The organism is Actinotignum sp. UMB0459, from assembly GCF_051905915.1.
Lineage (GTDB): Bacteria > Actinomycetota > Actinomycetes > Actinomycetales > Actinomycetaceae > Actinotignum > Actinotignum sanguinis.
Genome location: NZ_JBQAIK010000016.1, coordinates 122,677 through 145,720, shown reverse-complemented (window position 1 = coordinate 145,720; position 23,044 = coordinate 122,677). Strand labels below are relative to the sequence as shown.

Genomic DNA, 23,044 nt, shown 5'->3' with positions numbered 1-23,044 from the left:
GTCCAACTTGCACAACAAAAATGGTCCAACTTGCACAACAGAAACGGTCCAACTTGCACAACAGAAACGGTCCAACTTGCACAACAGAAACGGGGGCGCGGACTATGTCCCTATGGGAAACGCGGGAATCCAATGCAGCGGTTTCTCTCACTGAGCTTTTTGATGGCCAGCACGATATCGGCACTTTGGTAGATTTCGATATCGAGAGAATTGCTTTTGTCATTTGCCGGGGCGGTTGGCCTGAAGCCGTAACCGAAAAAGATGAGGGTACTGCCCTCGATATGGCGAAAGAGTATATCCAGCTTCTTTTGGATACCGATATTGCGCAAATCGACGGGATTAACAGGAACCGCGCTTGGACACAGGCAATTTTACGATCCTACGCTCGCAATACTTCTTCTCAAGCAACGCTGGCTACCATCGCGCAGGACATGCAGGGAGAACCACCCGCACGCAACACCGTTTCTGATTATGTGGACGCTTTGAATAGATCTTTTGTATTCGAAGATTTACCCGCATGGAATCCGCGGCTGCGCTCAAAGACGGCAGTTCGCACCAGCCCCACACGTCATTTCTGCGATCCATCACTGGCTGCCGTTATGCTCAATGCCACCCCGAAGCGACTTTTGACCGACTGGGAAACCTTTGGACTTCTTTTCGAATCACTGTGCGTGCATGATCTGCGGATTTATGTCGATTCCTTGGGCGGCCAGGTTTACCACTATCGCGATAAAACAGGACTCGAAGCCGACGCCGTCCTGGTCTTAGATGACGGGCGTTGGGCCTTAGTTGAGGTGAAACTTGGGGAACGCTCAATCGACCAAGCCGCCGACCACCTCAAAAAAACTCGCACAACGAATCAATACCTCTCACGAGGGCGAACCATCATTCTTGCTCGTGGTCACCGGAACTCAAGTTGCTTATCGGCGCGACGACGGCGTGCTAGTCGCGCCATTGGCGGCGCTTAAGCCCTAATGGGGACTTATTCTTCCAGTAGCATGGCACAGCAGTAAGACTCGTGAGAGGTCAAGTCCTGGTTAGTGGTGTATCTGTGTTCTCGAATCATGATTGTCATTGTCTGGTTTCGATACTAATAAGGACTGGATATCAGACACAGGTCAAGCAATAATTTCCTTCCCACTAATAGTCTTCTCGTCGATAACACCACGAGCGATAACATCCCTGGTTTGCGCCAGACTCGCCAACGACATGTACCGCTTTTGTTGAATCCATTCATCATGCTGCTCAGCTAAAACCGCTCCGACCAGCCTGACCACCGACTCCCGGTTAGGGAAAATACCCACAACATCAGTACGCCTACGAATCTCACGGTTAAGCCGCTCGGTCGGGTTATTCGACCAGATCTTGGTCCATATTGTTTCAGGAGCAGCGGTAAACGCGAGAATCTCGTCAAGGGATTCTTCCAGATAGTCCCCAACATGAGGAAACTTCCTCGAACAAAACTCGACCACGTCCCGGGCTTGCCCCCACACGCTAGCAGCATCTGGTTGCCTGAAAATCGTGTGGAACATTGCCGATAATGTAGGCCACTGGGTCTTAGAGACCATGGATGAAAGATTCTTCGCGAAGTGGGTCCGGCAGCGTTGCCAGCTTGCCTGCGGTAAACAATCACTGACCGCTGCCTGGATACCCAGGTGAGCATCACTGGTCACCAGGAAAACACCCTCAAGGCCACGGGCGATAAGATCACGGAAAAACCCGGTCCACGACGCGGTAGATTCCGCTGTAGCAACCTGCATGCCCAGTAATTCCCTATATCCGTCCTTATTGACGCCGGTAGCCAGCAGCACACTGGTTTTCACCACGCGTCCACCTTCACGTACTTTCATGGTCAGCGCGTCACAGGACAGGTAATAGTAAGGGCCCTGGTCTAAAGGCCTGGTACGGAAATCGTTGACGGTCGCGTCAAGGTCTTTGGCCATGTCCGAGACTTGTGATGTGGAGAGGTTAGTGATGCCGAGCGTGGCTACCAGGTCGTTCATGCGTCGGGTAGACACTCCTTTGAGGTAGCAGGTGGCAATCACGGTGGTCAACGCGCGCTCTGCCCGGCTGCGGCGTTCGAGTAGCCAGTCAGGGAAGAAGGAAGCGGTACGTAGTTTGGGGATAGCGATATCCAGGCTTCCAACGCGGGTGTCTAACTGGCGGTGTCGGTAACCATTGCGCCTGTTGACACGGTCCGGGGAGGGTGTTGCATAGTTCGCTCCACAGATACTGTCGGCTTGGACGGACAGGATCTGGTTGATGAAATCGGTGAGCATGTGACGCATCAGGTCGGGGGATGCTTGGGTGAGTAGTTCGCCCAGGTAGGTTGCCGGGTCGATATGATGGGGGTCAGCGGCCATTGCGGGGTATCTCCTTTCGAGGATAGGTAAGAGTTGATTCGAAAAGTACCCGCGATGGTCGCCTTTGTGCATGCCGACACGAGGATCACCGCGGGATACAGATACACCACACTAACGGACGCAACCCTCGTGAGATGCTACGGAGGCGAGAATTGGACAAGCGTAATCGCGAGCACCGGCCATTATTTCCACCAAGAATCGCGATTCTAATCAAGTACGTCACGCTTATAGCGTCGTCCCAGTTTGTTGCCATCGGATTGTTTTATTGCGTGGGCAAAGCAAGTGTAGCTACTACCTCTTTTGCAGCCATATTAGAAATGAGCTTCCTGACGACATTGGCCGGTTTATTCCTCGGGAGCGGCGTCATCACTGCTTTGGTAGTAGCCTGCCTGTTATTCACGCTCGTATCTCTCACATTAGTTGGAACGCTTACGCGTAAGCACGAACTGTCCTTATTTTCAGCGCTGTCCTCTATCACTCTTGGCCTGCTACTGCATTCACCGGCCAGGTGCGGGGCCCTGTTCCCACACGCATATGAACTGCCGCCGATTTCTCTTGGGCTCTTTCTACTTTTCACGGTTCCGCTCGTAGTTCTCATCATTGGGTGGTTCATTCATACACGCTAAGTAACTGGGCCACTTTTCGACCGCCGCTTACAATTTCATGGTAACTAGACGGACATATAAACACTAGCTTTTGCACTAACAAACACAATAACCTGTAGGTGCAATCCAAGACTGAGGGGAGAGAAATGGTATCGAGTAGTCTTACTATCCGTCTTGATAGCGAGTTGAAAAATGGTGCGGCAAGTGTCGTGGAATCCTACGGGCTCGACCTGTCCTCCGTCGTGCGGGCGTTTTTCACCGAAATGGTGAATACCAACTCGATTCCTCTGTCTTTCGATTACAAGCGCCCAAATGAAGAGAGCCTTCGAGCTATCCGCGAGACGCAGGAGATGATCGCCTCGGGCAGCGGTGAAAGCTATGCGACTGGCCGCGACCTCATCGACACAGCCTTGACATGAGCAGACACCTACAGGCGAAATTCACTTCGACATTCAGCAGAGACCTAAAAAGAAAGCCATCAAACGCCAATGGAACCTTTCAGAACTGGAATCTGTTGTTGACCTGGTCCTGGACAATACACCAGAATCTATTAAAATCCTGAAACGCAGGCACCGGATGCATAAACTCTCTGGCGAATGGGATGGTAGCAATGAGTGCCACGTTGCGAATGCAGGCTACAGGTTAGTTATCTGGAAAACTGACCGCAAGTTTGCCTATTTTCAACGGACCGGATCTCATGACGAGCTATTTCGTCGGTAAGTGACAATTCGAGTCCGGTGAAAATCACCCATCCAATTCTCCACTGGTGGGCTACTTTTCGGCCGTCGCTAACACTCAGGATGCTTTAGCCTACAGCGCACCAGTGAGATAGCGCTGAATCGTGGGGCCGACTAGAGATACGAGTTCGTCGGTAGTCAAGCTGGCAAGGGGTTCAATTTTGACGACGTATCGCGCGACTATGATTCCCGCCATCTGACTGAGAATGAGCGAAATGCGCAGTTCGCGGTCGGGGCTATCGAGGTGATTTAGGATGCGGTCTATCAATAACGTTTCTGTCGCCTTGTGTAGCACGTTTGGGTTGCTTGCCATTGCCCGTCGAAATAAAGCAAGAATGGCTTTTCCTGACGGAGAGCACCACATCGTGTCTGCGTAACGCACGATTTCACATCCCCACTGCTCCTTGGGCAGACTGCTAATATGCGTTGCGGCTTCTCTTGGCTGGACGATACGATCCAGAACCTTATTGAAAAGTCCTTCCTTAGAGCCGAAGTAATGATTGATCAGCGATGCGTCTACGCCAGCTTTGCCAGCTATTTTCCGTACAGAAACAGAGTCGAATGAAAACTGTGAGAAAAGCTCCTCTGCTACATCCAGTAAGCGTTTGCGCGTCTGTGCGCTCTTGGAAATTTTGGTCATTTCGTACTCCTTCGCATGGTTGCCGAGGCGAGTAACAAGGCAAGAAGGATGACTCCAGCTAAAAGCCCAATACGAAGCCACGACTCCGAAGATAGCGAGCTGGATTCCAGAGTCTGCCGCACTACATCGACAGCCCACGTCATCGGGAGCACGTCTGCAACCTTAGCCAGTAGGGCAGGCATATGCTCATCGGGCACGAAAAGACCGCAAAGAAAGATCTGAGGGGCAACGAAAACAGGCATGAACTGCACGGCTTGAAACTCCGTGCGAGCAAAGGCGCTCGCCAATAAGCCAGAGGCAACACCGAATAGGCCGTCAAGTAGCGCCACTACTATGAGCCCCCACCACGGCCCCGAGAGTTCCACGCCCATCGGACCCAAAACTAGAACAGCGAGGATCAATGACTGAGCAACGGATAAGAACCCAAAAACGGCCCCGTACGAAGCAATCAGGTTCCATCGGCTTAGTGGGGTGGTGAGGACGCGCTCTAGCGTGCCGGATGCTCGTTCACGGAGCATTACCACTGAGGTGACGATAAACATCAGCAGCATCGGTAACACCGCAAGCATGATGGGGCCAATCGTGTTGAATAGAGGCGTTTGGCCGGGAGCAACGGGGACATCGACGAATACGAAATAGAGCAGCGTCAACAGCAGAGCGGGCACTACCAGGATCAGGCCGACGGTACGGGGATCGGCCTTCAACTGGCAAATGATACGGGCAACGGTTGCGAACGGCGAAGGTCGGTGAATGGTTCGGGTGACACTCATTCGGACTCCTTAATGAGAGCGAGAAAAGCCTCCTCTGGATTGTTGGTTCCGGTGCGAGCCTGAACGGACGCAACAGATTCATGCGCCAAGAACTTGCCTTCCCGCATGAACAACACTTCGTCACAATGCAAGGCTTCGTCCATTACGTGACTGGATATGAGCAAGGTAACCCCTTCGGCCGCGAAACCTCGGAATACTTGCCACAACTCCTGGCGGGTTATCGGGTCAAGGCCGACGGTAGGTTCGTCGAGCACCAGTACTTCTGGATGGCCAACCAGGGCGCAGGCCAGCGAAGCACGGTTCGCCTGGCCTCCCGACAGCTTTGTGATTGGCCGTGCCGCGTAGTCTTTCAACTGCACACGGCTGATGGCCCGCTCAACATCATCACGGCTGGCCCCAACCAGCCTAGCGAAATAGGAAACATTATCACGAACACTAATGTCTGGATATATCGAAAGCGATTGGCTCGTGTATGCCACTTTGTGCCGCAGAGCCTTCGCTCCCGCGGGCAGCCCGAGAACATCTATCGATCCACTGGTGATCCGTTGGACGCCCAAGATTGAACGCATCAGCGTAGTTTTGCCGCACCCGGAGGGGCCTAAAAGTCCAGTGATGGAACCCCGCGACAAGTCAAAATTCAGGCCGCGTAAAACTGAGGTTTTACCGCGACGAACATGTAAGTCTCGCGCCTTCAACACGAATCCAACGCTCGTTGAATTTCTCATGTGCGAAATACTACCCCCGCAAAATGAGGAAAGCAACGGTTTGGAGAACACTTAGTCACTACTCGCATGCGCGACGGCTTCTACCCTCATCTTCAGTTCCATGAGTTCACTTTTGATTCCTCGCCATCTTTCCCTCTTGATAAGAACGCATATTCTGGGCGAGATCAAGGAACTCGTGAATTCGAGCCGAAGGATGAGTATTCACCAGAAGAGCTTGAGAAGCTTAATCGAGATACCCTCATTGAGGCTGCGAAACAAGCTTTCGCGCAATACGTTCTTGAACCACTTGGATTATTCTCCAAATTTATTGGATTCACCTGGGAATACGGAGTGTCCGTACCGGTGATTCAGATTCGAGGCGGCGTTTATAACGTGGATGTAGAAGTCACTGTGTCTGAAACGGTCAATACCGCTTCTGAGTGGGACGGTACCATCAATGTTTCGGTTGATAAAGCGGGGAACTTGACAGCTGAAACGAGTAGCGCCATTTCTGGTAGCAGTGCCGCTTTTGAAATCGAAGATATCGGAAATAATTTAGATTATGAACGGTGCCTGAAATCGATCGCGGCATCAGTCAAGGAAGGAACAATTTCTTACCGGGTCGTGCCAACTAACGCGAATGAGTTCGCTGTTGAGCTTATGGTTGAATCGGGAAACCTAGCTCCGCAAGGCAGTGGCGTTGAGGCGTTCATGAATGTAGTGGTTACCTATAAGCTTGCGCCGGGGGGAACCGGGAGCGGGCTTCAAAAAGTTCTTGGTAACGGGTGCTTATATGGTGGGAGCCGTTGGTGTCTTCGTTGTATGTCTTGCCGCACCTTTTGACGAAATGTTTGCCGCTACTTCCGGTGTGCTTCGCGGGTTACGATTAGTCGGGGCAGTAGGGTAAAACCATATCAATGAGTTGAGCGTTACGTGCTAGGGGTAAGGAGACCGCGGTGAAGCAATATAAACGAAGGCTGATTGCCGCAGGTTTTATGTTCCTCACCGGTCTCCTTACCTCATGCTCCACCCAGGAAGGTCCATTTCGACTTTCGCCGGGAGAACCTATTCCGGGAAATTTTATATGCTCCATTGAATCCTTTTACGACACTGTCTCTATATGGCAAGATGCGGACGATGTTCATGTCTTGACGTACTCCAAAGTGGATGTTAAACCTGACGAACCTCACCGCTACAAAGTAACTGCTCCCCGAAAGCTGACTGCTGATGACCTCAAAGTAACATGGTACGGAGACGAGTTCGGTAAAGACGAAAAAGACCCCTTTAACGGCAATACTCTCTCAGCGCGTATCGTTATCGCGGTTGACGGCACGGTCATATTTGACCATCTCGAATCTTTTGTCGAAAACAGGCCCATATACCCGTATTAGTTGTCGCAAACGGAATTGTCTGTATGGAACGGGTATTTTGAACGACCATGCCCTATCGAGGGAATGATGACCGGTGCTTGACACCGACTGATCCCCTTTTTGTCGCGGTAATTTTACTATTGTATTTATTTTAGCAAGCTAAAGGATACAGAAAATACGGCAAAGGACGGCACAAACCGTGGCGGGCGGCGGGTGCGGGCTGGTGCGAAACCTGACCCGCTCAACGAAAAACTGGCGAAGGGCCTGCCGGCCACTCGTCTGGAGGACCCGCCGGCTAAGCCTTTCGATTTTGAAGGCTCTTACATCGGTGAAGGCGCAGTACTTGCCGGTGAGGTCATGCCCGAGCCACCTGAGAGAATCGAACTCTCGACCTATTCATTACGAGTGAATCGCTCTGCCGACTGAGCTAAGGTGGCACGCTACCTGCGGCTAGCCACGCATGCGGCCAGTTCACAAGGCAACAGATGCATACTACCCGGCCGGTGCGCTGGCACGCAAACCCGGGCGCCGTGAGCTAGCGAACGTTGAGAGCGGGGTGGGGCCACCCTGCGGCAGGAGCGGCGTCGTCGTAAAAAGTAAAGGAACGGAAAGAAAAGTGTTGCTCCCCGGAGCGAGAGTCACATGAACTCGCCTCGGGGAGCAACATGGGGATTACAACATCCCCAGATGAGCACACCGACCACCACAACCGGCGGCTCAGGCCTATAAAGTTTTTCGACGATCAGCCCTGCTTGAAAGCCTATTCAAGCCCGGCCGCGTCAGCACATACAAGCATAACGCCCCGCTGCTAAGGGAGCAAAGAATTGCGTTCCCTATTTATGTGTACAACTTCACTACGGCACCGTAACATCGTGAAATATGCAGTAATTCCATGATGACCTGGGACGATAGGCCGATATTACGCACCTACCCCGGCTATCATCACCACGCTAGCGCGCCGGGCAATTCAGATTATCCGGAACCGCCCCGGTGAGGTAAAACTGCCGAATCGGATCGTCAATACACCGCCCCGCGGTCCCGAAGGCGGTATGCCCATCACCTTCCCAGGTCACCAGCACGCCGGATTCCAAATCCTCAGCGAGCGACTTCGCCCACGCCTGCAGGGTAGCCGGATCGTACTTCGTGCCGATCACGATAATGGGCGCCGCGCCTGCCGCGCGGAAGGGCCCCGGATTCTCTTTCGCCTGGGTCGGCCACACCTGGCACAGATCCGAACCCGCGTAAGCATCCCCAAGCAACGGGCCACCCTTAGTGGCCCGCGAAGCTTCCTCAAGCTCCGCATCCGTGGCGGGCCGATAATCCGCACAATTAATAGCCCAATTCGCCTCCGTGGAATTATCCAGGAAATGCCCGTCGCCCGGATCGCGGCTCTGCCCGGTTAGGGCGATGAGCTGGAGAACTGTGCCCTTATTCTGCTTATCAAACTCGGAAATGCCCTCCATCAGCACCGGCCACAGCATCTTGCTGTAGAACGGAATGGTAAATGCTGACAGGGCCTGAGCTCCCGTGAGCGGCATACTCGGGTTCCCGGTGGGGATGGGAGTGGCGATTGCGGCGTCGATAATACTGCGCATACGCGCGATGCCTTCATCCACGCTCCCCTTCAACGGGCACCGCGAGCCTTGCTCCCGCTGGCACCATTCCACGAAACGGCGCGCGGATTCTTCGAAACCACGCGTTTGATCGGTGGCGAGGCGGGCCGTTCCCAAGGTGGTGTCGACGGCACCGTCGAGCACCATGCGGCCTACCTGAGCAGGGAAAAGATCCGCATACTGCGCCCCGAGGAACGTGCCGTACGAGTAGCCCAGGTAGTTGAGCGAACGATCCCCTACCAGGTGGCGCAGCACATCCAAATCCCGCGCCGCCGAACGGGTATCAACATACTTGAGGTATTCGCCGTTTTTCTCCTTGCAGCGCTGCGCCACCCGCTGCGCATCCGCGGCTTGCTTAGCATCCGCCTCCGGATCAGAATCCGGGTAGGTGGTATCCACGAGCTGCTGCAATTCCGCATCCGTGAAACAGGTAATCGGGGTGGACTCGCCCACCCCGCGCGGATCAAAACCAATGACATTATATTTTTCGACGACATCCGCACCCAGGGAAATCGAGGCCGTGGGCAATAAATCAAGACCCGAACCACCCGGGCCACCAGGATTAATAAAAATAGAGCCGACGGCGCTACCGCTCGCCTCTTGTTTACGCATCGATAATTCGATGGTCGCCCCCTCCGGATCCTCATAATTCATGGGAACCTGGACGCGAGCGCATTGGTCTTTACCGCAGGAGGTCCATTCCACCTGCTGCTCATAGAACCGGGCGAGCTGCGCCGGGTACTCCGGCAGCGCACCGGTGGAGGTATCGGGGGTGCCGCCACGCACCAGGGCATTATTGGCACACCCGGAGACTAAAAGCAGCACGGCGCCGAGAGCAGCAAGAGTTCTTTTCACGTGTCTAGCGTACGGGAGCAAGCTGGTAATAGGCAGGAGGCCGCGGTAATTTCGCTAGCCGTGCAATTACTGCATATTCGCGTCCGAGGCATTGCGCGGGTGCACACACTCTGACACACTGAATGTGATGCTCACTACACGCCTTCGGGGTATCGCGGCCGTTTATCTTCAACGCCACTGAACGGTGTCCACTGGCGCCGCCGTGAAAGGCCGCGGATGCAAGGGGTGTGCCGGAACGTCCCGGCAGGTAGATGGGTATCACGTGCGCGCTATGCAAGCGTGCCCATACAAAGGAGGAAGAATGAAGGCTATTCGCTACTACGGCAAGGAAGATGTCCGGCTTGAGGATATTCCTGAACCTGAACTCCAGCCGGGAACCGTGAAGATTTCCCTGGCATACAACGGTATTTGCGGCTCTGATCTGCATCTGTATTTTGATGGAGTCATGCCACCGGCTCCCTCGACCGATGAACCGCACCCCCTTTCCGGGGAAACCCTTCCGGTGGTTTTCGGTCACGAATTTTCCGGTGTGGTCGATGAAGTCGGCGCGGGTGTGACCAAGGTGAAGGCCGGGGATCGCGTTGCCGTGGAACCCTTTATGGTGTGCGGGGAATGCCCGGCCTGTAAGAAGGGCATGTACAACCTCTGCGAAAAGATGGGATTCATTGGAATTTCCGGGCGCGGCGGCGGCCTGGCTGAGAAGATCGTAGTGGAAGAACGCTGGGTTCATAACGTTGGTGATATTCCGCTGGACCAGGCCGCTCTTATTGAACCGCTCTCCGTTGGCCATCACGCGGTCGCGCACGCTGGCGCCGCTTTCGGGAAGGCTGCAGGCAAGGTTGCCGTGGTGGGCGGGGCCGGACCTATCGGGCTGCTCACCGCCGCGGTTCTCAAGGCCTACGGCGTGAAAACCATCGTTTCCGAGCCCTCCGAAATTCGCCGCGCGAAGCTCACGGAAGTGGGGGTTGCTGATCTTATCGTCAACCCGGCGGAAGAGGATCTGCTGGAGAAGGTGAAGGAATTTACCGACGGCGTACTCGCGGACTTCGCTTTCGATTGCGCCGGCATTGCCGCGGTGGCCGATCAGCTTCTCAGCGTGCTCACCACCGGCGGGCACCTCGAAGTGGTGGCGCTGCACGTCCATCCCTTCGAGCTGGATCTTATGGGAGCCATTATGATGCCCGAACGCTCCATCAGCGCGTGCATTGGCTACTGTGATGATCACGAACCGGCCATCAAGCTGGTGCAGGAAGGCAAGGTCAACCTGGAGCCGCTCATCACCTCGAAGATCACCGCTGATCGCATTGTCGAGGATGGCTACCAGCGCCTGCGGGGCAACCCGGGCGAGGTGAAAATCCTCGTCTCAATGAAGTAACCCGATGAAATAAGGGTAACGTCAAGCTGGCGGGCCGGTACAGAACCGATCTCTCACGGGAAGATGAGGAAAGGTTGCTGCCGGCCCGCTAGTTTGTTTGAGATGGTTGCGCTAGCAACGGCGAAGCGAGCTCGATAAACATCGCTTCGAGGGCAAGCTGCGGAGCAACGTTCGCGGCCAAGCGCCGCCGCGCCCGCGCCACCGCGTCCATCCGCGCCACCGAGAGTTCCGGGGTGGAGGCAGCCGCAGCCGCGATGATCTGTGTTTCGAAATCGGCATTAATGAGGTCGACGCCGGCATCGACCTGCACCGCTAGCACATCACGATAGAGCGCCAGCACATCGAGCATGGCCCGGTCCAGATAGTCACGATCCTCCCGCACCGCCCGCTTTTTTCGCTGTTCCTCAAAAGCGCGGATCTGGGCACGTTGCGACGCCGAACCGCTATCCCTCTCCCCCAACCCAATACTCGCCCGGAATTCCGCAAGCTCGGTATCGGGTTCAGTTTCCGCCTTCGCCCCTTTTTTCGACGCGGTGCTAGAACCTGCGGATTTCGACGCCGCACCCACGCTGGCCGGGTAGTGCTCGAGGAGGTGCTGAGCGGCGAGCACCGCATCTGATGTTCCACCCAAATCGAGAGTTTCCCGCAGCAACGCCGCGCGTTCTGCCGCAACCTGCGGGTCCCGTAGTAAGGCACGCGCACGCCCAATATGGCATTGGGCAATGCGTGCGGTTGCGCGAGCCGTGCGTTCATCAACGCCGAATTCTCCGGCCAGGAGCTGGGCAACCGCCTCCACGCTGGGAACCTGGAGGGCCACGTGGCGGCACCGGGAGCGAATCGTGGGAAGCATATCCTCGGGCGAGGCGGTAATAAGAATCCACACGGTATCGCGCGGGGGTTCCTCAATTGCTTTGAGAAGCACATTCGTGGTGCGTTCCAGCATACGGTCCGCGTCTTCAATAATGATGATGCGCCGCCGGCCCACCGAGGGGAACGTATAGGAAGAGGCCACCAGCGACCGGGTTTCTTCCACCGAGATCGTCACCGAGCGCGGGTCCATTCGGATCACATCAGGATGGGTACCGCCCAGCGTGGTGGTACAGGCGTGGCAGTACCCGCAGCCGGGCACCGCACCCGTGCATTGCACGGCAGCCGCGAAGGCCAGCGCCGCAACCGACCGCCCCGATCCGGGCGGTCCGGTAACCAACCATGCTTGGGCCATCGCCGCGCTGCTGATATCCGCCGTCGTACTAACATCCGGTGCCGTAGTTAAACCCGCAGCCGGATCCGCATCCACCGCGCTCGTCGCATCGGTAGCTCCGCTCGCATCGGTAGCAGCGGTCACATTGGCTGCGCCGCTCGCATCGGCCGCGGCGACTACCGGACCGGGCAGCTGCGGGTCACCGATCCGCGAGGCCCAGGCCGCCCGCTGCAAGAGCTCGGCAACCGGACGCTGGCCAATAAGCGCATCGAAAACGCTCATAAGGATTCTCCCGCGGCCGGCTGACACGCACCGCAATCAGCCAGATGTTCCCGATCTTCCAGACCTGCCAGCAGAGTTTCCACCCGCGCAATAATCTGCGCGGCAAGATCAGCAACAGTCTCGCGCGCATTGAGCACCAGGTAGCGCTCCGGATTAGCCGCCGCGAGCGCGAGGAAATTCTCACGAACCGCTCGGTGGAACTCGCGGCCTTCCGCCTCGATGCGGTCATACTGGCCGTCGTCCGCCCGCGCTAAACCTTCGTTTTCCGGGATATCGAGGAGCACGGTGAGGTCCGGCCAGAGTTCTTCGGTAGCCCACTCGGACATCGCCCGGATGCCCGCGCCGAGCTCGCGCGCCCCACCCTGGTAGGCCAGGGAGGAATCAATATAGCGATCCGAGAGCACCACCGCCCCAGCCTCCAGGCCTGGGCGAATAACAGATGCGACGTGCTGGGCGCGATCCGCGGCATAAAGAAGGGCCTCGGCGCGCGGGCTGACCGCACCCCCGTGCAGGAGCAGCTCCCGAATCTGGGTTCCGAGCATGGTTCCCCCCGGCTCCCGGGTTTGCACAACGGTATACCCCCGCTTGGAGAGCGCCGCGGCAAGCAGCTGCAACTGGGTTGTTTTCCCAGCTCCATCCCCACCTTCAAAGGTAATGAACACCCCGCGCATTTATGCCTTCTCGGTGGTCGATCCGGAAGCGGAATTTTTCGAGCTGGACTTTTTCGCCGTGCTCTTCTTCGCCGTCGTTTTCTTCGCGGCGGTGGTCTTCGCCGTGCTCTTCTTCGCCGTTGTACGCCGTTTCACCGGGCCCTTCGCGCGCCGATCTGCGAGCAGCTCGTAGGCACGCTCGGGAGTAATGTTCTCTACATCATCGCCCTTGCGCAGAGAGGCATTCGTTTTCCCATCGGTCACGTAGGGCCCGAAGCGCCCCTCCTTGAGCACCACCGGAGCTTCGCTCACCGGATCGGTTCCCAGTTCCTTAAGCGGGGGCTTCGCTGCTGCCTGCCCGCGGCGCCGCTTGGGTTGAGCCAGCAAAGCCTGCGCTTCCTCCAGGGTAATCGTGAAAATCTGCTCCTCGGTTTCCAGCGAGCGGGTATCTTTCCCGTGGGTGATATACGGACCGTACCGCCCGTTCGTTGCGGTGATATCCACCCCGTCTTCGCCCTGCCCAATCACGCGCGGCAGATGCAGCAAACGCAGAGCATCTTCGAGCGTAACAGTTTCCGGTTGCATAGATTTCAAAAGCGACGCCGTGCGCGGCTTAGGTGCTTTTTTGGAGATTTTTCCGGTGGGGGTAAGCGCGACTTCACCCTCGCGAATAATTTCAGTCACGTACGGCCCGAAACGCCCGGATTTTACGACGACGCGGCGCCCGGTTTCGGGATCCTCGCCCAGTTCACGCCCATCGGAGGATGCCTTCTCCAGGATGTCGCGGGCGGCCTCCACCGTCATTTCATCGGGTGCCATGCCTGCCGGCACCGAAGCACGCTTATCGGAGCCTTCCACTTCCAGATAAGGCCCGTATTTCCCATTGCGCAGGGTGATCCCCTCCCCGATGGCGGTGGAGTTAATAGCACGCGCATCAATATCTCCGAGGGATTCCACCCGGCCCTCCAGGCCCGGCTTATCGCCATCTCCGCGCCAGAATTTCGACAGGTAGGTCACCCGATCCCCGCTGCCCTCCGCAATCCGGTCGAGGTCGGTTTCCATCTGGGCGGTGAAATCGTAATCCACCAGGTCGGGGAGATTTTCTTCCAGGAGACGCACCACGGAGAAAGCCGTCCAGGTAGGAACAAGCGCCTGACCGCGATGCTCCACGTACCCGCGATCAGTAATGGTGGAAATCGTAGAAGCGTAGGTCGAGGGACGCCCGATACCCAGTTCTTCCATCTTCTTCACCAGCGATGCTTCGGTGTACCGCGGCGGAGGGAGGGTTTCGTGGCCGGTGGCCTGCGGGGCGCTCACCGGCAGTTCCTCCCCTTCTTTCACGTCCGGGAGCCGGGCCGCATCCGTGGCTTCGTAGCGATTGGCATCCCGGCCTTCTTCGTACGCGGCAAGGAACCCCGGGAACGTAATCACCGTGCCAGATGCGGAGAAAGTGGCCGTGCGCGCTCCGGCCGCACCGCCGACCGGCACATCAATTTTCAGAGAGACCGTCTGCCCGCGCGCGTCTTCCATCTGGGACGCAACGGTACGTTTCCAAATAAGTTCATAAAGTCGGAAATCCGCCCCCGAGAGTTCACCGGCCACCATCTGCGGAGTGCGGAAATGATCGCCGGCCGGGCGGATAGCTTCGTGTGCTTCTTGCGCGCCCTTCGCCTTCTTACCGTAGAAACGCGGCTTTTCCGGCAAGCTGGCCTGCCCGTACAATTCCTTGATTTGGCTACGGGCCGCGCTGATTGCCTGCGCGGACAGGTTCGTGGAATCGGTACGCATATAGGTGATATAGCCCGATTCGTAGAGCGACTGGGCGATACGCATTGTTTGACGCGAAGATAGGCGTAGTTTACGCCCGGCTTCCTGCTGCAAAGTCGAGGTGGTGAAAGGTGCGGCAGGGCGACGGCGATACGGCTTTTCCTCGCGGGTGCGTACCGTACCCCTCGCGCCTTCGAGTGTTTCTGCCAGCTGGCCAGCCAGCTCGGCGTTGAGGGCCCGTACACCTTCCTTAGTCGCCTTGGCGGATAGTGCGCCGTCGTCGCCAAAATCTTTACCGGACGCGATACGCGCACCGTCGAGGGAATGGAGGGCTGCCTCGAATTGTTCGGCGGAACCAAAGGTGGCGGTCACATCCCAATACGATGCGGAAACGAAAGCCATGCGTTCGCGTTCGCGTTGCACAACAAGGCGAGTGGTGGCCGATTGGACGCGACCGGCGGAAAGCCCCGCGGCGACCTTGCGCCACAGCAGGGGCGAAACTTCGTAACCGACCAGGCGGTCAAGGATACGGCGCGATTCCTGGGCGTCTACCAACTGGGTATCGAGCGCGCGGGGTGTTTCCAGGGCACGGGAGATCGCTTCGGGAGTGATTTCATGGAAGACCATGCGCGAGGTGGGAACTTTCGGCTTGAGCACCTCGTAGAGATGCCAGGCGATCGCTTCTCCCTCGCGGTCCTCATCGGTTGCCAGGAAGAGTTCATCGGCGTTCTTCAAAGCTTTCTTCAGCTCGGCAACCGTTTTATTCTTCCCGGCAGAAATAACGTAGTAGGGCGAGAAATCACCGTCCACATCAACAGCGAAGCGCCCGTAGGGGCCCTTCTTCATATTGTCGGGTAATTCCGAGGGCTGCGGCAGGTCTCGAATGTGCCCTACGGACGCCAGCACCTCGAAATCTTCACCCAGGTACCTGCCGATCGTGCGCGCCTTGGCGGGAGACTCCACGATAACCAGCTTCGTCACAACTGCATCCCTCACTACTCACGGCGTGACCAGACCACGCCTCCGACACATATTTTGTGCCCTGTTGTCACACGGTAGCACGCCCGCGCCGAAAACCGATGCTCGTCACGGGAGCTCTCAACCTATCTCCTAGATCTCGGTTCCCGTTCCCTCGGTCAATAGCCCGGTGGCGATCAGCTCGCGCACCATCTCAAGGAGACGGGCTTGGACCGACGCGCTTTCCTCTCCGTAAATACGCGCAATCGCCTGGCACAGGGCACCCACGCTCAACTCGCCATCGCAGGCGCCCACGAAGGCCGCAACTTGGGAATCGGCCGGGAGGGTCTGCTGGAATCCACCCGTGTGGGCGAGAACAATGCGCAGCGGATCTGCCGCCCCCGGATCGTAAAAACGGTGTTCGATCACCTCGGTTCGAGTCAGGGTGCGCTGTGCTAAGTCCTCATCGGAGGCGGCCACCAGGTGCCGGTTCTTCCAGACCCGCTGAATATGCTGGCGGATATCGCCCTGGGGGCGGCCCGGTATTTCCTCGGTGCGGATCATGGGTTCGCGAGCGGCAGCCGGGTGTGACAAGATCCCGTAACCCAGGCTGATCGCGCGTATCCCCCGCGCGGCAAAATCATCGAGCCAGGTGCGGTAGGCATCCTCGTATCCGGTATCGCGCGGGCGCAGGCCACCATCGCGGAGCCACATCTCTACATAGTGGGCTGGATCGACTTCATCGCGCGCAATGAACCAGGCATCGAGGCCCGCCACCCGGGCCCACACCTGCGGGTGAGTATCCCAGGAACAGCCATCTTCCACTTCCCAATTCCCCAAGATATAGGCAGTGCCGGTATCTGTGAGGTGGGCGGGAAGGGCGGAGATGAGTTCGGACAGGAGTGTATCCCCACCGAATCCACCGTCACGGTACTCGAAATCGACTTTCTGCCGGACGGCAGCGGGGGTGATAACAAAAGGCGGATTGGACACGATGGTGTCGAAACGCCCCTCCACCGGATCGAAAAGGGAACCCTGGAGCAACTCGACCCGCACGGCCGCGAGCGCGATATTTAGGGCGGCGAATTGCAAAGCTCGCGCAGAAATATCGGTGGCGACCACCTCGCAGCCTTGCAGCGCTGCGCTAATGGCATGGATTCCGCATCCGGTTCCCACATCTAGAACCCGGCCCCCGGTATAGGTGACGATATTTGCGAGAGTGCGGGTGGCCCCACCCACCGGCATAACGTGGTGGGCTCCGGGGACCCGGCCGGCTAGTTCCCCAAAATCGGAGGCGATGAGCACCTCGGTGCGGGTGATCCGGCGGGTGCCCTTCCGAGTAATGTCTAGCGGAACGGGAACCACTTGAAAACGGGCCCGATATCCCGCGTTGCTGACCGCGAGCAGCGCATCGCGCGTTACCCGGTCACCGAAAGTGGCGGGAAAGGCACCCTCGAGTTCCTCCGCGCTCAAGGTATCCCCGAGAATAAGGAGGCGGACTTGGCAGGCCAGTATTTCCGCTTCGGTATGCGGCGTAGCACCCTGGTGACACACTTTTTCACATGCGAGAAGTGCACACATGCGCTGTTCACGGCACATGGCGGCGGTAGCCTCGGGGCCGAGCAGGGTAGAGATATGCGCGGTGGTATAACCTGTGAGATCTTGACGTAACGTGGTGGCGAGGCGCTCGGGGGCGCCCGGGACAAAGAGCTCCATGCCATAACAGTAAACTGCCCGGCCGCGTTGAGGAAAGCCCCGGGTAGGGAAACGGGAACTCGGGCGGCTTTCTTTGGTCCTTAGATCTCTGGCCCTCAGCTCTACGGCTCGCAGTTCTTTGGCCTTCAATTCTTTGGTCTTGGGTGCTCCATCGGGCACACTACACATATGCGCCTCCTTTCCGTTCTTGAAGAATCCGCCACCGCGGGACAGTTGGTGGCGCTGCGCAAACAAGATGCTCGCCCCGCGCGAGTAGCCGGGTGGCCCGCGTGGGTCAGCCCGCAGGTGATGCGTGCCTGCGCTAACCACGGCGTGCCACACCTGTGGGAACACCAGGTCCGCGCTGCGAATCTCATTCACGCGGGTACCCACACGGTGGTGGCGACCGGAACCGGTTCGGGGAAATCTTTGGCGGCGTGGGTGCCTGCACTCACCGAGATGCTGGTCCCGCGTAGCTCGACGAGTTTGGCGCGGGTGAGCGCTCCTCCCACCGTGCTTTACCTTTCCCCAACCAAGGCTTTGGCCGCGGACCAATACACCTCGCTGCGGGCCCTGGCGCGAGATGTCGATTCCCGGATCACGGTGGCGACCGCGGACGGGGATGCCGACGCGGAAGAAAAAACCTTCGCGCGCGACCATGCCGATATTGTGCTCACCAACCCTGATTTCGTGCATCACGCGATGCTTCCCCAGAAAGACCGCTGGCAGCGGATCTGGCGCGGGCTGCGGATGATCGTCGTCGATGAATTTCATTCGTATAAGGGATTGTTCGGGGCGCACGTTGGCCATGTGGTGCGCCGGATTTTGCGTATCGCGGCGCTGTACGGCGCCCGGCCCACCGTTGTTTTCCTGTCGGCAACCGCAGGCGAGCCCCAGGAAACCGCCACCAGATTCATCGGAACAGCCTTTGGCCCTATCGAAGCGGTAACGGATGACGCCTCTCCGCGCGGCGAATGTACCGTGGCCCTGTGGCAATGCTCTCCTGTGGCCGACGACGAAACCGGCCATGTTCTTTCCGGGGAAGTACAGGGAAGTGAGAGAGATATCGCGCGACGCTCGGCCACTGTGGAGGCGGCCGCTCTCACCGCTCGTTTCGTGGCGGAAGGGGCGCGCGTTCTCACCTTCGTGCGTTCGCGGCCCGGAACCGAACGGGTAGCCGAGCTGACCCAAGATTTTTTGCGCGAGGAACACAATCCCCTGGCTCAGGCGGTGGCGGCTTACCGCGGCGGGTATCTTCCTGAGGAACGCCGTGATGTGGAGCAACGACTGCGGTCCGGAGCGTTGCGAGCCGTGGCAACAACCAATGCCCTGGAATTGGGTATCGATATTTCCGGGCTGGACGCGGTTATTATCACCGGGTGGCCTGGAACCACGGCTTCTTTTAACCAGCAGGCGGGGCGCGCCGGACGGGCGGGAAGTTCGGGGCTGGCTGTTTTTATCGGAACCTCGAATCCTTTGGATCAGTATCTTCTGGCCCATCCGGATACGGTACTGAGCGCGGGGGCGGAGGCCAGCGTTTTCGATCCGCTCAATCCGAATGTTTTGACCGGGCAGGTGTGCGCGGCCGCCGCTGAGCATCCTCTTAGCGAAGCAGATGCCGCAATTTTTGGGCTCTCCGATACGTCGCTTTTCGACGAATTGAGCGAACAGGGGCTCTTGCGCCGCCGTCCCGGCGGGTGGTTCTGGGGGCATGCGGGGCTGAGCGCCCACGACCTGGTGGATCTGCGCGGTGAGGCAAGCACCGTGTCCATTGTTGATGAGGAAGACGGAAACATTCTGGGGACCGTGGATGCCGCACGGGCAGATACCACCGTGTACCCGGGGGCTATCTATATACATCAGGGTGTTCCTTTCGATGTGCAAACATGTGACGGCGAGGTGGCTCTCGTGCGGCATCGCCCCCGGGATGATCTGCGGACTTTTGCCTCCGAAGAGACAACCGTGAAGATCCTCCATTCGCGTTCCAGTACCGCAACCCGGTTTGGGACCTGGGCGTGGGGCGATGTGGAGGTATTCAATCGGGTTGTCGGATACCACCTGCGCCGGGCCCGTGATGGCATGTATCTCGGGTTTCACCCCATTACTCCGCGCGAGCGCAGTATGGAGACGTGCGGGACATGGTGGACGATGTCATCCCAGGACCTGGAGGCGCTCGGTATCCCTCCCGCGGATGTTCCCGGTGCTCTGCATGCTGCTGAGCATGCCGCAATTGGAATACTTCCCCTCTTCGCGATCTGCGACCGATGGGATGTGGGAGGACTATCCACCGCGTACCACCCGGATACCGGAGCTGCCACCGTGATTGTCCACGATGCTGCGGCCGGCGGTTCGGGCTGTGCCGAACGGGGATATCGGGCCGGCCGGGAGTGGATCCGCGCCACACGCGATGCCGTGGCCGGTTGCCCGTGCCAGAGCGGATGCCCGCGCTGCGTCCAGTCCCCGAAATGCGGTAATAACAATGATCCCCTGTGGAAAGAGGGCGCGGTGCTGGTGCTCAGCGCCCTGAGTTGCGCACTGGATGAGCTGGAGGGCACGGCGCCGGAACCGTGACCCCGATCAATGGGGCCTGCGCGCGATGTCACCCGGACCGCGACCGGCACCGCGCGAGCGCGGGTGCGAACCCGAATCGAAAATATTTCTTCGGATTCACTGCATTCTTCGATAACCGCGCCGTTGCGCTGCGCACTGCGTTCGCTCTTGGTGCAGGCTTCGGCTAACGACCAGCCCTGGTTGATCACCCGCTCGGCTGTTTGCAGGGCAATAACGTCCGCCGTGGCACGGGCATCCATTCGTGCAATGACCACGGTGAAAACGGTGAGCACCACCCCACTCAAGGCAAGCACAAGAGCCATCGCCCCGACCGCGAGTACCGTTCCCGCTCCCCGCTCAGAGGCCCGGGGCGGATCCCGGTGCCGGGCGCGGCTTTCCCTCCGGCACATCAGATAGAGCCGGTGCCATTCCCGCCAACTATCCCGCCAGGAGACTCTCATGTTCCCAGCACTCCGGGTTCCACATCCACCGAGGTACGTGCTTCCATGGTGATACCCAGGGCCCGTAGCGGACCGGCTGCCTGGGCCCGCACCACCACGTTCACGTGGTCTTCCGCGCGTTGCACGTGCAGCATGGCCCGGGGTGGGAGTTCGCGAGCGCGCAATGCCTCTTCACTTTCTCCGCGTGCGGCAAGGACTGCAATATCGTGGGAGGCACCGCGCAGAGAGAGATATTGGGCGCCGGCACTCAGCGCCCCGAGTGCGAGCAGCACGATAATAAGCGTGCTGACAATCCCGAGGGCGACTTCTACCGTGACCATGCCAGCTTCCCGGTTCTCAGCCCCGTAAGGCCGACGCAAGATGCGGGAGAGTTTGCGGGAACGGATCTCTCGACGGCGGCAAGCACAGGGAACCGCAATGTGCCCGCGTGCCTCAATGACCTCATGGCATTGCGCACACAAACGCCGGCGTTCCCGCGACCGGTGGGACCGGAGGGCCCGGTGGGGCCGCTGGGTGGGCTGGTTGGCGATAAGAGCACCCTCACCTGCCCCGCCCCGCGGGAAAGAAGGTAACTCCTGGCATTGCTCGGGGAATTGCTTCGATATCATGACGGATCTTTCTCTTTTCGGTGGAGCCGCGGGCCTCCCACCGGCACCGGTGGATACCCGGGACTTTGGTTTAGGCGATATTGAGTCCGCGCCGGAAAATCCCCGCGATAAGCTCACGCATCCAGTCCTGCTGGGAGAGCCAGTAGAGGATGCCGGCAATAGCGCAGGCGCCGAGCGTTCCGACGGCGTATTCGGTGGTGGTCATCCCCGCTTCCGGATGGGATTTCCCCTCGCGGAAAATGCTGCCCGGGTGGGTGGGGAGAGCTGGTCTGAGGGTGCTGACTGCCGTGGTCATAATGGTTCCTTTCTTATTTGCGACGAACTACGCCGTGGTTATGGCTAGGTGGTGCCGGACCTCGCCGCCCGCCGCCCGGGGGTGGGTTGCGGGCTGCTCGGAACGTGCTAGATCCGGCGCTGTCAGTCTCCCGCGCTGCGCTCCCTCCCGCATCCAGCGCCCGCGTGCCTGTGGATAATTGCCCCGTCTGAGCGTCCTGGGGATACAGGGGATGAAGCGGGAACGAGCCTGGCACCCCACCACGCCCCAGCTTCGTCCATATGGCTTTCTTTAGCCGGCTTCGTTCGCCCTGTTTTTATTGGAAGAGACCGATGGCTGCGCCAGCCACTGCCGGAACAATTCCCACGAGGATAAATGCCGGTAGGAAACACACACCTAAAGGCACCACGAGGCTATTTCCAAGTTCGGCCGCCGCGCGGCGCGCTTCTCTAGAACGACGACGCCGGTAGCTGCGGGCAGCTGTGCCAAGCAGGGTGAGCGGAGCTACCCCATTTTCCCAAGCTGGCTGGAGGGCCTCGCGCAGCAGCTCGGCGCGTGGGTGTATTCCGTCCCACGCTTCGGCCCAAGGGGCGCCCAGCAGAAGGAGCTGCGCCGTCGTACCGATATCAAGGTGGGCATATTCTTCAGCGACGGCGAAAGATACCGCTTCGAGCGCGGCCGGAAGTGAGGCCCCGGAGGAGAGAGCCACCCGCGCGAGATCGGCCAGAAACGCCGGGTCGGAGGGCGGTAAGCGCCGCCCGGATCGCTGCGCCACACCCGGCCGGGATGAGGCATCCTGCCTACCCGCCCCCTGCCCGGCAGCGGGCATCCACACCCGGGCAAGAAGAAGAACCAGGAGACACAGGATTAGCCCCATTGCTCGGCTTTCCGTACGAGACGACGCATCCATACGATTCCGGTCACCTCGCATATGAGCGCCAGCGCGAGGCAGCATCGCCCGATCACGGTACCGACAAGGAAAGTCACGGGATTACCTCCAAAGAATGAACCCAATAACATGCCGAAAAGTGGCATGGCGGCCAGCATTTTCACGGCTGAACGCGGTCCGGCTAGCGCGATGCGGCGCTCGCCTAGCGCATCGCTGGATTCGGAGAGCGCCGCCGCGCAGTTCTCGAGAATGCGGGCTGCAGATGCTCCGGTGTGGTGGGTGAGTCGGCACACCGCTATGAGTGCGGGGATACCGAGGAGGCCGCGGGCGCGGCGCGGATTGCGGGGCGCCCGTTCCCATAGTTCCCGGAGGAGTACCGGGACTCCGACATCGTCAATCTGACCGGCAGGGTCACGCCGAAGCTCACTGTCCCCACCGGCTCCTGAGCTTTCCCTATTCGGCTCGAAGCGGGCGAGCGCGGTGAGCCACGCGCGGCGGTGATCAGCGCCCGAATCTATACGGGCCGCGACTTCCACCGCGAGCAGGCCGGCGTCAAAACCGGGTAGGGGGTCACGCTTGCTCCGGCCCCGTGGCACGCGCGGGCCGCGCCTGACACGGCTGCCACGCCGGCGACACCCGCCACGCCTGCCGCACCGGGATATGTCACTTCTCCGAGAG

At 58.7% G+C, this 23,044-nt stretch carries 20 protein-coding genes, 1 tRNA gene and 2 pseudogenes; 8 read left to right on the top strand and 15 right to left on the bottom strand.

Annotated elements, in window-relative coordinates; translation table 11 throughout:
* The first annotated feature begins 104 nt into the window (after window positions 1–104).
* The gene (locus ACTFPK_RS06065) at window positions 105–968 is read left to right on the top strand and encodes an ATP-binding protein (protein WP_274778277.1); all 864 of its coding nucleotides are present in this window, start codon (window positions 105–107) and stop codon (window positions 966–968) included.
* A 150-nt stretch (window positions 969–1,118) separates the two neighbouring features.
* Here ACTFPK_RS06065 and ACTFPK_RS06060 read toward each other — a convergent pair whose 3' ends face one another.
* Window positions 1,119–2,363, bottom strand: coding sequence for an IS256 family transposase (locus ACTFPK_RS06060; RefSeq protein WP_439911315.1), 1,245 nt, complete (start codon window positions 2,361–2,363; stop codon window positions 1,119–1,121).
* Between the two features lie 724 nt (window positions 2,364–3,087).
* Between ACTFPK_RS06060 and ACTFPK_RS06055 the strand changes: the two genes are divergently transcribed.
* A complete protein-coding gene (locus ACTFPK_RS06055) occupies window positions 3,088–3,387 on the top strand; it encodes a type II toxin-antitoxin system RelB/DinJ family antitoxin (RefSeq protein ID WP_274778276.1) in 300 nt (99 codons plus the stop codon).
* Window positions 3,388–3,406: 19 nt separating this feature from the next.
* The gene (locus tag ACTFPK_RS06050; protein WP_311373466.1) at window positions 3,407–3,688 is read left to right on the top strand and encodes a type II toxin-antitoxin system RelE/ParE family toxin; all 282 of its coding nucleotides are present in this window, start codon (window positions 3,407–3,409) and stop codon (window positions 3,686–3,688) included.
* Between the two features lie 90 nt (window positions 3,689–3,778).
* On the opposite strand, the gene ACTFPK_RS06045 is transcribed toward ACTFPK_RS06050, so the two are convergent.
* Genes ACTFPK_RS06045 through ACTFPK_RS06035 form a run of 3 tightly spaced genes read right to left on the bottom strand, consistent with a single transcriptional unit; the run spans window position 3,779 to window position 5,840 of the window.
* Window positions 3,779–4,345: a TetR/AcrR family transcriptional regulator gene (locus ACTFPK_RS06045; RefSeq protein WP_274778275.1), complete on the bottom strand. Its 567-nt coding sequence runs from the start codon at window positions 4,343–4,345 to the stop codon at window positions 3,779–3,781.
* Complete coding sequence (locus ACTFPK_RS06040) at window positions 4,342–5,115, bottom strand: ABC transporter permease (RefSeq protein WP_274778274.1); 774 nt, start codon at window positions 5,113–5,115, stop codon at window positions 4,342–4,344. The genes ACTFPK_RS06045 and ACTFPK_RS06040 overlap by 4 nt, the downstream gene beginning before the upstream one ends.
* On the bottom strand, window positions 5,112–5,840 hold the full coding sequence (locus ACTFPK_RS06035) for an ABC transporter ATP-binding protein (protein WP_274778273.1): 729 nt from the start codon (window positions 5,838–5,840) through the stop codon (window positions 5,112–5,114). The genes ACTFPK_RS06040 and ACTFPK_RS06035 overlap by 4 nt, the downstream gene beginning before the upstream one ends.
* Before the next feature lie 66 nt (window positions 5,841–5,906).
* Between ACTFPK_RS06035 and ACTFPK_RS06030 the strand changes: the two genes are divergently transcribed.
* The 3 genes and pseudogenes from ACTFPK_RS06030 to ACTFPK_RS06020 all read left to right on the top strand — a co-directional run.
* Window positions 5,907–6,662, top strand: a complete 756-nt coding sequence (locus ACTFPK_RS06030; protein ID WP_274778272.1) for a hypothetical protein — start codon at window positions 5,907–5,909, stop codon at window positions 6,660–6,662.
* A 113-nt stretch (window positions 6,663–6,775) separates the two neighbouring features.
* Window positions 6,776–7,210, top strand: coding sequence for a hypothetical protein (locus tag ACTFPK_RS06025; protein WP_274778271.1), 435 nt, complete (start codon window positions 6,776–6,778; stop codon window positions 7,208–7,210).
* 123 nt (window positions 7,211–7,333) lie between these two features.
* Window positions 7,334–7,564: pseudogene (locus ACTFPK_RS06020) on the top strand (hypothetical protein); the annotation flags it as partial.
* Here ACTFPK_RS06020 and ACTFPK_RS06015 read toward each other — a convergent pair.
* Window positions 7,554–7,626, bottom strand: a tRNA-Thr gene (locus ACTFPK_RS06015). The pseudogene ACTFPK_RS06020 and the gene ACTFPK_RS06015 overlap by 11 nt on opposite strands.
* A gap of 513 nt (window positions 7,627–8,139) precedes the next feature.
* Window positions 8,140–9,657, bottom strand: a complete 1,518-nt coding sequence (locus ACTFPK_RS06010) for an alpha/beta hydrolase (protein ID WP_439911314.1) — start codon at window positions 9,655–9,657, stop codon at window positions 8,140–8,142.
* Window positions 9,658–9,958: 301 nt separating this feature from the next.
* Between ACTFPK_RS06010 and ACTFPK_RS06005 the strand changes: the two genes are divergently transcribed.
* Window positions 9,959–11,032 (top strand): 2,3-butanediol dehydrogenase, encoded by a 1,074-nt coding sequence (locus ACTFPK_RS06005; protein ID WP_274778269.1) that lies wholly within the window; start codon window positions 9,959–9,961, stop codon window positions 11,030–11,032.
* Window positions 11,033–11,120: 88 nt separating this feature from the next.
* Here ACTFPK_RS06005 and ACTFPK_RS06000 read toward each other — a convergent pair whose 3' ends face one another.
* The 4 genes from ACTFPK_RS06000 to ACTFPK_RS05985 all read right to left on the bottom strand — a co-directional run bounded on the left by ACTFPK_RS06000 (window position 11,121) and on the right by ACTFPK_RS05985 (window position 17,605).
* Complete coding sequence (locus ACTFPK_RS06000; RefSeq protein WP_274736097.1) at window positions 11,121–12,515, bottom strand: DNA polymerase III subunit delta'; 1,395 nt, start codon at window positions 12,513–12,515, stop codon at window positions 11,121–11,123.
* Window positions 12,512–13,186 carry a dTMP kinase gene (gene tmk / locus ACTFPK_RS05995; RefSeq protein ID WP_274736095.1) on the bottom strand — a complete coding sequence of 225 codons (675 nt, stop codon included), beginning with the start codon at window positions 13,184–13,186 and terminating at the stop codon, window positions 12,512–12,514. The genes ACTFPK_RS06000 and tmk overlap by 4 nt, the downstream gene beginning before the upstream one ends.
* Complete coding sequence (gene topA, locus ACTFPK_RS05990; protein ID WP_274736094.1) at window positions 13,187–15,913, bottom strand: type I DNA topoisomerase; 2,727 nt, start codon at window positions 15,911–15,913, stop codon at window positions 13,187–13,189.
* A gap of 129 nt (window positions 15,914–16,042) precedes the next feature.
* Window positions 16,043–17,605 carry a class I SAM-dependent methyltransferase gene (locus ACTFPK_RS05985; RefSeq protein WP_274736093.1) on the bottom strand — a complete coding sequence of 521 codons (1,563 nt, stop codon included), beginning with the start codon at window positions 17,603–17,605 and terminating at the stop codon, window positions 16,043–16,045.
* A gap of 168 nt (window positions 17,606–17,773) precedes the next feature.
* Between ACTFPK_RS05985 and ACTFPK_RS05980 the strand changes: the two genes are divergently transcribed.
* The gene (locus ACTFPK_RS05980; protein WP_274736092.1) at window positions 17,774–20,155 is read left to right on the top strand and encodes a DEAD/DEAH box helicase; all 2,382 of its coding nucleotides are present in this window, start codon (window positions 17,774–17,776) and stop codon (window positions 20,153–20,155) included.
* A 23-nt stretch (window positions 20,156–20,178) separates the two neighbouring features.
* Here ACTFPK_RS05980 and ACTFPK_RS05975 read toward each other — a convergent pair.
* From ACTFPK_RS05975 to ACTFPK_RS05955, 5 genes and pseudogenes are all read right to left on the bottom strand, one after another.
* Window positions 20,179–20,544, bottom strand: a pseudogene (locus tag ACTFPK_RS05975) (Rv3654c family TadE-like protein); the annotation flags it as partial.
* A gap of 47 nt (window positions 20,545–20,591) precedes the next feature.
* Window positions 20,592–21,203 (bottom strand): hypothetical protein, encoded by a 612-nt coding sequence (locus ACTFPK_RS05970; RefSeq protein ID WP_274736090.1) that lies wholly within the window; start codon window positions 21,201–21,203, stop codon window positions 20,592–20,594.
* Between the two features lie 70 nt (window positions 21,204–21,273).
* On the bottom strand, window positions 21,274–21,498 hold the full coding sequence (locus tag ACTFPK_RS05965) for a DUF4244 domain-containing protein (RefSeq protein ID WP_274736089.1): 225 nt from the start codon (window positions 21,496–21,498) through the stop codon (window positions 21,274–21,276).
* Between the two features lie 295 nt (window positions 21,499–21,793).
* Window positions 21,794–22,354 carry a type II secretion system F family protein gene (locus ACTFPK_RS05960; protein ID WP_274734366.1) on the bottom strand — a complete coding sequence of 187 codons (561 nt, stop codon included), beginning with the start codon at window positions 22,352–22,354 and terminating at the stop codon, window positions 21,794–21,796.
* Window positions 22,345–22,962 (bottom strand): type II secretion system F family protein, encoded by a 618-nt coding sequence (locus ACTFPK_RS05955; RefSeq protein WP_274734365.1) that lies wholly within the window; start codon window positions 22,960–22,962, stop codon window positions 22,345–22,347. The genes ACTFPK_RS05960 and ACTFPK_RS05955 overlap by 10 nt, the downstream gene beginning before the upstream one ends.
* Window positions 22,963–23,044: the final 82 nt, after the last annotated feature.

Bases quoted from the DNA above. Each gene is read 5' to 3' on its own strand.
- ACTFPK_RS06065 (WP_274778277.1), top strand. From the start codon at position 105: ATGTCCCTATGGGAAACGCGGGAATCCAATGCAGCGGTTTCTCTCACT.
- ACTFPK_RS06060 (WP_439911315.1), bottom strand. From the start codon at position 2,363: ATGGCCGCTGACCCCCATCATATCGACCCGGCAACCTACCTGGGCGAA.
- ACTFPK_RS06045 (WP_274778275.1), bottom strand. From the start codon at position 4,345: ATGACCAAAATTTCCAAGAGCGCACAGACGCGCAAACGCTTACTGGAT.
- ACTFPK_RS06040 (WP_274778274.1), bottom strand. From the start codon at position 5,115: ATGAGTGTCACCCGAACCATTCACCGACCTTCGCCGTTCGCAACCGTT.
- ACTFPK_RS06035 (WP_274778273.1), bottom strand. From the start codon at position 5,840: ATGAGAAATTCAACGAGCGTTGGATTCGTGTTGAAGGCGCGAGACTTA.
- ACTFPK_RS06030 (WP_274778272.1), top strand. From the start codon at position 5,907: ATGCGCGACGGCTTCTACCCTCATCTTCAGTTCCATGAGTTCACTTTT.
- ACTFPK_RS06005 (WP_274778269.1), top strand. From the start codon at position 9,959: ATGAAGGCTATTCGCTACTACGGCAAGGAAGATGTCCGGCTTGAGGAT.
- ACTFPK_RS06000 (WP_274736097.1), bottom strand. From the start codon at position 12,515: ATGAGCGTTTTCGATGCGCTTATTGGCCAGCGTCCGGTTGCCGAGCTC.
- tmk (WP_274736095.1), bottom strand. From the start codon at position 13,186: ATGCGCGGGGTGTTCATTACCTTTGAAGGTGGGGATGGAGCTGGGAAA.
- ACTFPK_RS05985 (WP_274736093.1), bottom strand. From the start codon at position 17,605: ATGGAGCTCTTTGTCCCGGGCGCCCCCGAGCGCCTCGCCACCACGTTA.
- ACTFPK_RS05980 (WP_274736092.1), top strand. From the start codon at position 17,774: ATGCGCCTCCTTTCCGTTCTTGAAGAATCCGCCACCGCGGGACAGTTG.
- ACTFPK_RS05970 (WP_274736090.1), bottom strand. From the start codon at position 21,203: ATGATATCGAAGCAATTCCCCGAGCAATGCCAGGAGTTACCTTCTTTC.
- ACTFPK_RS05965 (WP_274736089.1), bottom strand. From the start codon at position 21,498: ATGACCACGGCAGTCAGCACCCTCAGACCAGCTCTCCCCACCCACCCG.
- ACTFPK_RS05960 (WP_274734366.1), bottom strand. From the start codon at position 22,354: ATGGGGCTAATCCTGTGTCTCCTGGTTCTTCTTCTTGCCCGGGTGTGG.